This is a genomic window from Kitasatospora sp. NEAU-CNBT7 (assembly GCF_057220535.1).
The window spans coordinates 1-10816 of the sequence record NZ_JBXQQB010000069.1; the positions used below are offsets into that span (position 1 = coordinate 1).

General features: G+C 65.4%; 9 protein-coding genes and 5 pseudogenes. 6 read left to right on the forward strand and 8 right to left on the reverse strand.

Going from position 1 to position 10816, the window contains the following annotated elements:
* Positions 1 to 8 precede the first annotated feature (8 nt).
* Both AC2TEW_RS37235 and AC2TEW_RS37240 read right to left on the reverse strand, forming a co-directional pair.
* Positions 9 to 407, reverse strand: coding sequence for a type IV toxin-antitoxin system AbiEi family antitoxin domain-containing protein (locus tag AC2TEW_RS37235; protein WP_484627668.1), 399 nt, complete (start codon positions 405 to 407; stop codon positions 9 to 11).
* Complete coding sequence (locus AC2TEW_RS37240) at positions 404 to 1258, reverse strand: IS5 family transposase (protein ID WP_484627669.1); 855 nt, start codon at positions 1256 to 1258, stop codon at positions 404 to 406. The genes AC2TEW_RS37235 and AC2TEW_RS37240 overlap by 4 nt, the downstream gene beginning before the upstream one ends.
* Before the next feature lie 358 nt (positions 1259 to 1616).
* Here AC2TEW_RS37240 and istA point away from each other — a divergent pair.
* Positions 1617 to 2692, forward strand: a pseudogene (gene istA / locus AC2TEW_RS37245) (IS21 family transposase); the annotation flags it as partial.
* 227 nt (positions 2693 to 2919) lie between these two features.
* Here istA and AC2TEW_RS37250 read toward each other — a convergent pair.
* The 3 genes and pseudogenes from AC2TEW_RS37250 to AC2TEW_RS37260 all read right to left on the reverse strand — a co-directional run.
* Positions 2920 to 3309, reverse strand: a pseudogene (locus tag AC2TEW_RS37250) (transposase); the annotation flags it as partial.
* Between the two features lie 36 nt (positions 3310 to 3345).
* A complete protein-coding gene (locus AC2TEW_RS37255) occupies positions 3346 to 4119 on the reverse strand; it encodes an ISAs1 family transposase (protein ID WP_484627670.1) in 774 nt (257 codons plus the stop codon).
* Between the two features lie 526 nt (positions 4120 to 4645).
* Positions 4646 to 4810 (reverse strand): annotated as a pseudogene (locus AC2TEW_RS37260) (IS3-like element ISMyma3 family transposase); the annotation flags it as partial.
* Positions 4811 to 4999: 189 nt separating this feature from the next.
* Between AC2TEW_RS37260 and AC2TEW_RS37265 the strand changes: the two are divergent.
* Positions 5000 to 6568, forward strand: coding sequence for a putative adhesin (locus AC2TEW_RS37265; RefSeq protein WP_484627671.1), 1569 nt, complete (start codon positions 5000 to 5002; stop codon positions 6566 to 6568).
* A gap of 509 nt (positions 6569 to 7077) precedes the next feature.
* Here AC2TEW_RS37265 and AC2TEW_RS37270 read toward each other — a convergent pair.
* The gene (locus AC2TEW_RS37270) at positions 7078 to 7239 is read right to left on the reverse strand and encodes a hypothetical protein (protein ID WP_484627672.1); all 162 of its coding nucleotides are present in this window, start codon (positions 7237 to 7239) and stop codon (positions 7078 to 7080) included.
* 53 nt (positions 7240 to 7292) lie between these two features.
* Positions 7293 to 7457: pseudogene (locus tag AC2TEW_RS37275) on the reverse strand (IS30 family transposase); the annotation flags it as partial.
* 52 nt (positions 7458 to 7509) lie between these two features.
* Here AC2TEW_RS37275 and AC2TEW_RS37280 point away from each other — a divergent pair.
* Positions 7510 to 7890, forward strand: a pseudogene (locus AC2TEW_RS37280) (ISAzo13-like element transposase-related protein); the annotation flags it as partial.
* A 69-nt stretch (positions 7891 to 7959) separates the two neighbouring features.
* Complete coding sequence (locus tag AC2TEW_RS37285) at positions 7960 to 8280, forward strand: transposase (RefSeq protein ID WP_484627673.1); 321 nt, start codon at positions 7960 to 7962, stop codon at positions 8278 to 8280.
* 12 nt (positions 8281 to 8292) lie between these two features.
* On the opposite strand, the gene AC2TEW_RS37290 is transcribed toward AC2TEW_RS37285, so the two are convergent.
* On the reverse strand, positions 8293 to 9327 hold the full coding sequence (locus AC2TEW_RS37290; protein ID WP_484627674.1) for an IS110 family RNA-guided transposase: 1035 nt from the start codon (positions 9325 to 9327) through the stop codon (positions 8293 to 8295).
* A gap of 231 nt (positions 9328 to 9558) precedes the next feature.
* Here AC2TEW_RS37290 and AC2TEW_RS37295 point away from each other — a divergent pair, with 231 nt between their 5' ends.
* Together AC2TEW_RS37295 and AC2TEW_RS37300 are read left to right on the forward strand one after the other, a co-directional pair.
* The gene (locus tag AC2TEW_RS37295; RefSeq protein WP_484627669.1) at positions 9559 to 10413 is read left to right on the forward strand and encodes an IS5 family transposase; all 855 of its coding nucleotides are present in this window, start codon (positions 9559 to 9561) and stop codon (positions 10411 to 10413) included.
* Complete coding sequence (locus AC2TEW_RS37300) at positions 10410 to 10808, forward strand: type IV toxin-antitoxin system AbiEi family antitoxin domain-containing protein (RefSeq protein ID WP_484627668.1); 399 nt, start codon at positions 10410 to 10412, stop codon at positions 10806 to 10808. The genes AC2TEW_RS37295 and AC2TEW_RS37300 overlap by 4 nt, the downstream gene beginning before the upstream one ends.
* Positions 10809 to 10816: the final 8 nt, after the last annotated feature.

Consider the following 10816-nt stretch of genomic DNA (forward strand, 5'->3'; position numbering starts at 1 on the left):
AGAGGACGTTAAGTCCGTTTCTGGTAGCGGCCGCGTCCGGGTTGGTCGAGGAGTCCCTGACGAACGAGTCGTCCCAGGCGGGAGCGGGTGGCGTTGATCGAGGGCTCGTTGGTGGGCAGGCCGAGGAGTTCGTGTAGGTCGCGAACCCGGAAGACCCGCCCGGGATGCTCGTTGAAGGCGGTCACGATGCGCTGGTAGACGGTGGCGGTCTCCGCAGGGGCCGGCTCGTGGTCGGGCAGGGCGAGGCCGTCGATGACCTTGCCGGCGGTGGCGATCTCGGCGAGGCGGGCCTCTACCTCGGCCAGTGCACCGGTGAGTTGGTCAATCTGTTCGCGCAGGTAGTCGGCGCGTGTGGCGGCCTCGTCGTGTTCGGCCTGCAACAGCCGCAGGAGTTCGGTGACGTTCATGCTGCCAGCTCGACGTCGTCGCGCCAGGCAGGGCTGGGGGCGGTGAGGCGGCGGAGCATGCCGGCGGTGGCGGCCCAGTAGACGCGGGAGGCGGCGTTGTCGAGCCGGTGGTCGTAGTCGCGGGCAAGGCGCCGGTGGAGCATGAGGGTGCCGTTGACCTGCTCGACCACCCACCGCTTCGGTTGCGGAACGAACCCCTTGCCCACGTCGTCGGGGTTGCGCCGGACCACCTCGACGGTGATGTCCTTCACCGCCCCGTGGATGATCACGGCATCCTTGAAGCCCTGGTCGACCAGGGCCTTTTCCAGACGCATCCCGCACCGCTCGTCCGCCTGGTCCAGCAGGGCGATACCGGCCTCGTTGTCGTGCGCGCTCGCGGCCAGGACGACCACGCCGATGATCAGGCCCAGCACGTCGACGGCCAGTCCCCGCTTCCTCCCGGGCGTCTTCTTGTTCGCGTCCAGCCCCGTCGTCCCCTTCGGCACCCCGGCCGCCACGCGGACGGACTGGGTGTCGATGATCACCAGGGACGGGTCCTCTAATCGTCTGGCCCGCTCCCGCACCTGGCAGCGCAGGATCTCCTGGATCCGCTGGTCAAGGCCGTCCTGGCGCCACAGGGTGAAGTAGTAGAACACTGCCGACCAGGCCGGTAAGTCGTGCGGCAGGAGCCGCCACTGGCACCCCGTCCGGTTCTGGTACAGCAGCGCGTTCACGACCTCGCGCAAGTCACAGGAGCCCGGATCCCCGGTCGCCGACCGCGACACCCGCTCCTGCTTCCAGGCGGTGACCAGCGGCTCGATCAAGGCCCACTGCCCGTCGGACAAGTCTGTTGAGTACGGCATCCGTTCCATACCCCGACCCCACCATGCACACGACACGCGAGTCAGCCCGAATACCTCCGTACCCACAAACGGGCGACACCAGATCATCCAGAAACGGACTTAACGTCCTCTGAGGCTTCTTGGTCACGGAATTGGCCAGGGGCGCGGTCACGAGTCCCCACGGGGAACTTGACCACGGTGGAAGCCTGGAATACCCCAGATCAGGTGGTTTGACCTGCGAGTGATCGTTCCATCCGAACCGTTCAGGTTCCCCTTGGGCATCCCCGAGCCGGGTTGAGGGTCCTGACCATCTCGGAGTCGTCACCGTCCCTCGATCGGCAGACCGAGAGGTCGACGGACACTCTGGAGGGCAAGGAGAACGTTCACCGTGGTCGACATCGTCGAGATCTACGTCCACTGGTACGCGGGCCGGTCGAAGAACCGGCTCGCGGCCTCGTTGGGGGTGGACCGCAAGACCATCAGGAAGTATCTGGCGCCGGCGGAGGCGTCCGGGATGGCCCCGGGTGGGCCGCCGATGAGTGAGGCGGACTGGGGAAAACTGATCAAGAGCTGGTTCCCGGAGCTGGCCCGGCGCCGGCTGACCAGGTCACGTGGGCGGAGATCGAGCCGCACCGCGACCTGGTCAAGGGGCTGCTGGAGACGACCACGGTGACCACGATCCATCAACGCCTCAGAGATGAGGGGAAGTTGGCGGTGTCGTTGTCGACGTTCCACCGGTGGGTGACCGAGAACCTCCCGGACGAGTCGGCCCGGTCGAAGGTGACGGTGCTGCGGGACGACGTCGAGCCGGGCTCGGAGGCCCAGATCGACTACGGCTTCCTGGGGCAGTGGATCAACCCGTCGACCGGCAAGCGGCACCGGATCTGGGCGTTCGTGATGGTGCTGCCCTGCTCGCGCCACATGTTCGTCCGACCGGTGGTGCACATGGACCAGCACGCCTGGACCCAGGCCCACGTCGAAGCGTTCCGGTTCTTCGGCGGTGTCCTGCGGCGGTTGGTGCCGGACAACCTGCGCACGGCGGTGGACCGGCCGGACCTCTACGATCCGAAGATCAACAAGTCGTATGCCGAGCTCGCGACCTACTACGGCGCCCTGGTCGACCCGGCCCGGGCTGCGAAGCCGAAGGACAAGCCGCGGGTCGAGCGGCCGATGCCGTATGTCCGCGACTCGTTCTGGAGCGGGCGGGAGTTCACCTCGGTCGAGCAGATGCAGGCCGAGGCCCTGACGTGGTCGACCGGCACCGCCGGCCGCAGGCAGTGCCGCCCGCTGGGCGGCGCGAGCCCGCTGTCGGTGTTCGAGGCGGTGGAGGCCAAGGCCCTACTGCCGTTGCCGGACAAGCCGTTCGTGCTGGCCCGCTGGTCCACCGCTGCGGTCGGACCGGACATCCACATCAAGGTCGGCCGCACCCTCTACTCAGTGCCCTGGAAGCTGATTGGCCGCAAGGGCAAGCGTCGCGGCCCGGCCGATGGCCGTGAACGGCCGCCCCTCCAGTTCGCGCAACGCGACGCGAGTGGCCTCAAGACCGGTCACAGTAGTCTCATCCCTCCTCAGCGCCGACGAACCCGAGTGCCGGCCGAAGAGCGGCATCGGAATCACAGGATACGGACGCAAGGTCCGAGGACCTGGGGAATTACGTGACCAGGCCCATGGGGAATTACGTGACCGTCCACAGATGTATCCCCCGCAGGCCGCCCGGACTTTTTCACCTCCGCCCAGGTCACCTCCTTCCACACGGTGACGGCCTGCTCGTCGCGCTCGACCACCCGCCGCGCGGGGACCTGCGGGCTGAAACCGAGCCGGTGCATCAGCCTGGTGGCGCCCGAGACGCTGTACGAGACGTGGAACTTCCGGCCGATCAGCGTGGTCACCCGTGAGGCCGTCCACACCTGGTCCTCCACCCAGCCGTGCGCGGCCGGGCCCTGTTCCAGATACGCAGCGAGCTTCTCCATGCAGCGCGGCGACAGACGGCACCGTGACCCACCCGGGCCGCGCGATGCCAGCGCCTACACGCCACCGTCGCGCCACAACTGGTGCCACTGGTAGGCCGACTTCCCACTCACCGGGGCGTTGCAAAGTCCGGTGATCTTGTGAGTGTGCTAGGTGATGCCAAGGAGGTCGAGCGGGCGGCTGAAGGGCTCGTAGGAGGCATGCCGGAGGCCGGCGGCGATGTTGCGGTGCCCGTGCTGCCGCAGCGTATTGATCGCCAGGTTACGGAGGGTCGCCATGTTCTCGGGTCCATGGCCGGTACGGGTCTTCGAGGCGTCCTCGGCGAAGGTGGTGTCGCGGACGAAGTGCAGCCGGTTCTCGATGGTCCACTGCGACCTGGCGAGATGGCCGAGGCGCTGGGGCGAGGCCTCTTGCGAGGTCAGGTCGGTGATCGCGTACACGGTCCGGCGGCTGCACCTGCCGGTGGTGAGGTCGGTGCGGTGGCGCAGGATGCGTACGGCCCGGACGGCGTGGGGGAAGTCCAGGTCGAGGTCGGTGACGGTGAGTGCTCTCGTCACGCGGGTCTCCTTGCGGCCGTGGCCGGTCTCGCGGTCGTAGCGGCGGGCAGTGACGTCCTTCCACGGCAGTGACCGCAGCCGGCGGTGGAGTTCGGGCTGGTTGGCCTTGACCACAAGCAGGTGGTGGGCCTTCTTCTCCTCGACCGGGAAGCGGGCGTGGGCGCGCCGGGTGTGCAGGGCGTCGGCCGTGACCGTGATTCCGGTGAGGTCGTAGGGTGCCGGCAGCGCGGCGAAGCAGGTGATCTTGTTGGTCTTGTCGGGCACTCGCAGTTGGGTGACGGTACGGCCGTCGCCGGTCATCGCGGCCAGCAGGTGGGCGGCGGGCGGGCACCCCGCGGCGCCGCGAGCCTCGGGCGGCCTTGCCATCGACGGCCACCGAACCCGAGCCGGCAGGATCGGCGCCGGTCAGGTCCGCCGGACCGCCGGGGCAGACCAGGCCGATGACCCGCCGGATCGTGGCGGCGCTCGGTGCGACGCGCACGCCCAGTGCTCCCGCGACCCGGGCGCCCTGGCGGGCCAGGGTGTGCTGCGGGGCGTTCGCACCCCACTGGCCGATGGCCGCGTACGAGCGTGCACCGGCGACCACCGCCGAGGCGGCGACCAGGAGCACCGCCACGAAACGGGTGACGCATTCCTCGGCGTCGACGCGGATCGGGCAGCAGCCGCAACCGCTCCACCAGCGGCAATCCCGCCATACCCTCCAGAGCGGGCGACTTGATCAGGAAAGACGGCGGCAGACCGGCGGCACATCGAAGCTCCGGCGGTTCAGGGCGACTTGGGAAGGTCACCCCGTCCAACCGGAGCTTCGACGCGTTCGTGACGGCCAGGCCGGACCCCTGCATCGCCATGACCTGCGGACTCAGGTGCTCAGCAGGACTTTGAAACGACCCTGCCGGCGGACCCACTTGCGCAGCGTCTCCGCGCTGCCGATCCCGAGCTTGCCGGCGACCGAGCAGATCGCCGCCCACTCGGTCGGACGATCGGGCCGGACCTCGGCCACCAGCCGCACCCCACGCTCGCACAGCTCGGCCGAGTAGTTCCTCGAAGGACGTGACATGGACTCCATCTCCTCACGAAGTGGAGTCTCAGAACACACCGGGGCGGTTCATTCATAGCCGGCACCAGCCTGCCCCTCGACACCCCAACGTCACCCTGACAAGCCGAAGTCAGTAGTGCCCCAATGGCTGCACAAAAGGCCATTTGATAACATCCTCAAAGGTGTCACAATATCGAAAAGGGCTCCGCTTTGACGCTCTCGAACAAGATTGGATTGACGCAAATGGATATTGTAGTTGCCGGACACGGGGAAGCCTGGGGTGGCAGTGTCAAGGTTCCGAATAATTTGACACTTTATCTATTCTGCCCAGAAGGTACAAACCTGTTTTCAACAAGCGGAATCCTGTCCATTTCGGAAATGCTGCAACATGACAAGACTGCTCTGCAGCTAATGCTTTCCGGGGGGGATGAGATGGAAAACCTCTACCTCAGTCCATTTTCTGGATTTGAGCATGCCGCATTGGTTAACGTCGTGCCGGACGGCACGGAGATCGAGTTCGTCGGTGACCATCTGCTGGAGCGTGGAGTATTGTGCAGGAATCCCGACTCCTGCACAGAGGTCCACCACTGCGACGGAACCCTCCAGCGACTCTCGGAAGCGCACGGAAACTGCGCAAAGACGATCTATCTCCTTGCGTGCCGAGGCACATCAGGAAGCCCCGTCTGGGGTATCCCTGTCACAGACGAACCCATCGGTCCAGGAAAAAATGCACCGGCTGAGATGTTTTTCAACGGAGATATTGGAAGGCGCGGGAAATATTCAGAGCTGATCGGCGAGGATTTTGCCGAGTTGGTGACAAAACTACGCACAATGCATTTCGATGGGCAGCATGATGTGCTTTATGAGATGCTAGACAGCTTCCCCACCGTTGTGCAGTCAATGCTACAGCCGCATCTTGAGGATGGTAAGGTCGAAATCCTTAGCGATCGTCCCGCCCTCGAGGCTGCAGCAAAAAAACGCCGCGAGAAAACCGAAGCGGCACAAAATGTGGCACGCAAGATTCTGGAAGAGCGGGGGAAGTATGCGCTTTACGCACACGCAATATCACCTGACAGCCCGCTGAATGTGGTCACCGATAAAAGCATCAAGGGAATCATTCGCGATGTAGCAAAAGAGGTGGATGGCGCTTGTGATCACAATCATCTCACCGCAGCCTGGTGGGGCAAGCTGAGCAGTGCAGATCGAGAGGTAGTACGTGAAGTAAAGAAAGTCGAACGAGCTATTGGAAAAATTCGCCAGAAGGGCGAAAAGATCTATTCCGAAGCCGGTCGGTTCGCGCTCCTGAAATGGGTTCGCAATCAACAGGGAGCCGTGCTGGCGGATAGCGAGGAGATGCTGACCGCTCTGCGCGAGGCCGAGGGCGTGCATACCGCCTACATGAATGGTGACGACGCAACGCGGAAGAGCATCCTTGTCGAAATCGGTGAGCGCGATGCAAAAGTTCTCCCCTCGATCAGGGTGCACTTCGACACGGTTGAGGCTTACGGGATAAAAGAAAAGGGCAGTGACGTTGGAGATGAATTCCTATTCCCCCTCTGGGTCGCCGAAGGGGGAAGCAGTAGGATTTCTTCAATCGCAGAATCCGATCTTTCTGATTCATTCGATGAAGCAGTAGAAGTTTCCAAAAAATTTGGAAAGTACACTTCGGCCGGACTCGAAAAGAAGATTAAATCGCTACTTGGGGACATGGGGAAAGATGAGCGAAAGACTTTCTTGAAATTTCATGAAGCTCTTCAGAAAGCCAATTATCCGAAGTGATGAGGGAGCGCGGTTGAGGCGAGGTAGCCTAGCTTGACTCTGTCGGGGATCTTGGTTTCTCCGTGAGGTGGCGACTGAGTTCCGATGTGCAAAGCTCAATCGCAACGTCGCCGTCGACAGTGCTCGGCGGAAGAATCAGTTGCTCTCTGCTACTTGTCGGGCGGTGGCAGCTATACGCGAGCTTGGCCCGCACCATACCGGGCGGTCGTGAATTTACTCCGCAGCGCTTCGGAAATTTCGGTCGGATGGGTCATTAAAAATCCCAGGCCGCCCGTTTTCGGGCGGCCTGGGACTGCTTTGTAGACGACACGCGGCCGATGAGCTCGTAACACGATCACGCCACTGGCTTGTTGAGTCTTCTCCTTGGTCAGGCAGACGGTGGCAGACTGGCGGCACATCGAAGCTCCGGTGGTTCAGGGCGACTTGGGAAGGTCACCCCGTTCAACCGGAGCTTCGTTGCGTTCGTGACGGCCAGGCCCGGACTCCTCGTACCACCGCGACCTGCGGACTCACATGATCACCGAGACTTTGAAACGCCCCTGCTTGATGCGGGCCTCGATGCGGGTGGCGAAGCGCCGCCGGTGAATATACTCGACCTTGAGCAGCGAGTTGAACGCCTCGGCCGCGGCATTGTCGAAACACGAACCCACCCGCCCCACGGACTGCACCACGCCCCAATCTGTCGCACAGGGTGGTGTACGCCCCGGACGTATATTGGGTGAGTTCAACCAGTCGTTGCAACACCGGGCTGTTGTAGTGAGCGTAGCTGCTCCTCGAAGACCTCGGCGGGGGTCTTCCAGCCACGGATCTTGCGGGGTCGGTTATTGATCGCCAGGGCGACGGCTTCGAGGTCCTCAGCGGACCACCGGGACAGGTCCGTGCCCTTCGGGCTTGCAGATTAATAACCCGTGGCTTTCCGCTCTGCCAGTCGTTGGCGTGGTATGGGGACACGTGACGCTCAACTGGTAGTACTGGCTGCGAAGTTCGAGTCCATCCTGCCTCACCTCGATGAGCGACAGCGGCGCCTGCTGCTGGGTCCGAAGCCCGTGCCGTCGGTCATGGTGGGATCAGGCTGGTCGCCCGTGCTGCCGGAGTTCGCGAGGCCACCGTGTCCCTTGGCGTGCGCGAGCTCGAGTCCGGACAGGCCCCGCTGGGGCGTCCGCAAGGTCGGCGGCGGCCGCAAGCGTGTCGCCGACCTGAACCCGGCCCTTCGCTCCGCGTTGCTCGCCCTGGTCGAGCCCGACACGCGAGGGGACCCGACGTCACCACTGCGCTGGACGACCAAGTCGACCAGGAACCTCGCCCAGGAGCTGGTCCGACAGTGAGCCTCCCCCGGGATCTGGGAGAAGCTGACAGTAGTTCAGATGGGGAGCATGGAAGGAAGCCCCACGATGGCCGCACCGATGAAGTACCCGCTGGAATTGCGTGAGCGGGCGGTGGCGATGTATCGGTCCGCCGATCCGAAGCCGGTGATCCGGCAGCTGGCCCGGGACCTGGGTGTGCACCACGAGGCCCTGCGCAACTGGATCCGGCAGGACGAGGCCGACCGCGGTGAGCGCGGTGACCGGCTGACAGTGATGATGTTCGTGGTGATGTTGCTGGCGGGTCTGACCCTTCGGCTGACTGACGCTTCGGCTGTCCTGTTTCGGATTTGTCGGCCCGTCGGCGGCGTCACCACGCACGCGGCCGGACGGGCGTTTGTGACTTCATAGCGCCTCTGTGTGTCAAGCTGCTGCGGCGAGTTGGGTCCGACGGTCGCGTTTCATGATCCGGTAGACGACGTTCGACAGCCGCCGTTTGAGGGCTCGACGGGCCTCGGAGGGGGTCTTCCCTTCGGCGATCTTGCGCTGGTAATACTCCTGGCCGCGACCACCGTCGCGGATCTGGACGACAGCGATCACGTGCAGGACCGAGTTCAGCGCGCGGTTGCCGCCGGTGTTGAGCCGGTGGCGGACGTTGTTGCCGCTGGAGGCGTCCAGCGGCGCGCTGCCGGTGTAGCTGGCGAAGTGGTGCTCGGTGGGGAAGCGGGTGACGTCGCCGACGTGGCCGATGACCTTGGCGGCCAGCACGGTTCCCAAGCCCGGCAGGCTGGTGAGCGTGGTTCGGGTCGCGGCCAGCGCCTCGCGTATCTGGACCTCGTTGTCCTTGACCAGTCGGTCCAGGCGTCGCAGGTCGGCCAGCAGATCGCGAGCTATGTCGCGGCGGCAGTTGTCGGTGGCGGTGACGGGGCGGATGCCCTTCATCGCGGCGGCGGCCTTGTCGGCGGACAGGCCGGTGGCGACGCCGCCGGGCAGCAGGTCGCGCAGGACGGCGTGGAGCCGGTTCAGGACGCGGGTGCGTTCGTGGACCAGGTCGTCGCGGCGCTCGGTCAGCAGCCGCAGGATCGTGGTCTGGTCCTCGGCGGTGACCTGCCGCAGGTCGGGGCGGAACAGGGCGACCTGGGCGACGTGGCGGGCGTCGGCCTCGTCGGTCTTGCGGTTGCCGCCGGTGGCCAGCAGCCGGGCCCTGGCGGAGAGCGTGGCCGGCACGTCGACCACGTCCTCGCCGGCGGCGGCCAGCTGCTGGGCGAGCGAGCGGCCCAGGCCGCCGGCGCCCTCGACGGCGAAGCGACGTTCGGGCCACTGCTCGCACCAGGCCATGAGCTGGCGGAATGTGCCGGCGTTGACGACGAACCGGCGCTTGGCCAGCTGGTGACCCGAGGTGTCGACGGCGACGGCGGTGTGGGAGGACTTGTGCGGATCGATACCGATCAGGATCACAGGCTGGCCTTGCACTCGACGGGAGCGGGGAGGGAGTGCGGTGGGCATCCTGACTTGAAGTCACCGTGTCGTCCTCATGCCTCTGTCGAGCCACACCGCGCGGGTGTCGGCCGGCGGCGGCACGCTATGAGAGGACGTTAAGTCCGTTTCTGGATGATCTGGTGTCGCCCGTTTGTGGGTACGGAGGTATTCGGGCTGACTCGCGTGTCGTGTGCATGGTGGGGTCGGGGTATGGAACGGATGCCGTACTCAACAGACTTGTCCGACGGGCAGTGGGCCTTGATCGAGCCGCTGGTCACCGCCTGGAAGCAGGAGCGGGTGTCGCGGTCGGCGACCGGGGATCCGGGCTCCTGTGACTTGCGCGAGGTCGTGAACGCGCTGCTGTACCAGAACCGGACGGGGTGCCAGTGGCGGCTCCTGCCGCACGACTTACCGGCCTGGTCGGCAGTGTTCTACTACTTCACCCTGTGGCGCCAGGACGGCCTTGACCAGCGGATCCAGGAGATCCTGCGCTGCCAGGTGCGGGAGCGGGCCAGACGATTAGAGGACCCGTCCCTGGTGATCATCGACACCCAGTCCGTCCGCGTGGCGGCCGGGGTGCCGAAGGGGACGACGGGGCTGGACGCGAACAAGAAGACGCCCGGGAGGAAGCGGGGACTGGCCGTCGACGTGCTGGGCCTGATCATCGGCGTGGTCGTCCTGGCCGCGAGCGCGCACGACAACGAGGCCGGTATCGCCCTGCTGGACCAGGCGGACGAGCGGTGCGGGATGCGTCTGGAAAAGGCCCTGGTCGACCAGGGCTTCAAGGATGCCGTGATCATCCACGGGGCGGTGAAGGACATCACCGTCGAGGTGGTCCGGCGCAACCCCGACGACGTGGGCAAGGGGTTCGTTCCGCAACCGAAGCGGTGGGTGGTCGAGCAGGTCAACGGCACCCTCATGCTCCACCGGCGCCTTGCCCGCGACTACGACCACCGGCTCGACAACGCCGCCTCCCGCGTCTACTGGGCCGCCACCGCCGGCATGCTCCGCCGCCTCACCGCCCCCAGCCCTGCCTGGCGCGACGACGTCGAGCTGGCAGCATGAACGTCACCGAACTCCTGCGGCTGTTGCAGGCCGAACACGACGAGGCCGCCACACGCGCCGACTACCTGCGCGAACAGATTGACCAACTCACCGGTGCACTGGCCGAGGTAGAGGCCCGCCTCGCCGAGATCGCCACCGCCGGCAAGGTCATCGACGGCCTCGCCCTGCCCGACCACGAGCCGGCCCCTGCGGAGACCGCCACCGTCTACCAGCGCATCGTGACCGCCTTCAACGAGCATCCCGGGCGGGTCTTCCGGGTTCGCGACCTACACGAACTCCTCGGCCTGCCCACCAACGAGCCCTCGATCAACGCCACCCGCTCCCGCCTGGGACGACTCGTTCGTCAGGGACTCCTCGACCAACCCGGACGCGGCCGCTACCAGAAACGGACTTAACGTCCTCT

Bases quoted from the DNA above. Each gene is read 5' to 3' on its own strand.
- AC2TEW_RS37300 (WP_484627668.1), top strand. From the start codon at position 10,410: ATGAACGTCACCGAACTCCTGCGGCTGTTGCAGGCCGAACACGACGAG.
- AC2TEW_RS37235 (WP_484627668.1), bottom strand. From the start codon at position 407: ATGAACGTCACCGAACTCCTGCGGCTGTTGCAGGCCGAACACGACGAG.
- AC2TEW_RS37295 (WP_484627669.1), top strand. From the start codon at position 9,559: ATGGAACGGATGCCGTACTCAACAGACTTGTCCGACGGGCAGTGGGCC.
- AC2TEW_RS37240 (WP_484627669.1), bottom strand. From the start codon at position 1,258: ATGGAACGGATGCCGTACTCAACAGACTTGTCCGACGGGCAGTGGGCC.
- AC2TEW_RS37285 (WP_484627673.1), top strand. From the start codon at position 7,960: ATGGCCGCACCGATGAAGTACCCGCTGGAATTGCGTGAGCGGGCGGTG.
- AC2TEW_RS37255 (WP_484627670.1), bottom strand. From the start codon at position 4,119: ATGGCAAGGCCGCCCGAGGCTCGCGGCGCCGCGGGGTGCCCGCCCGCC.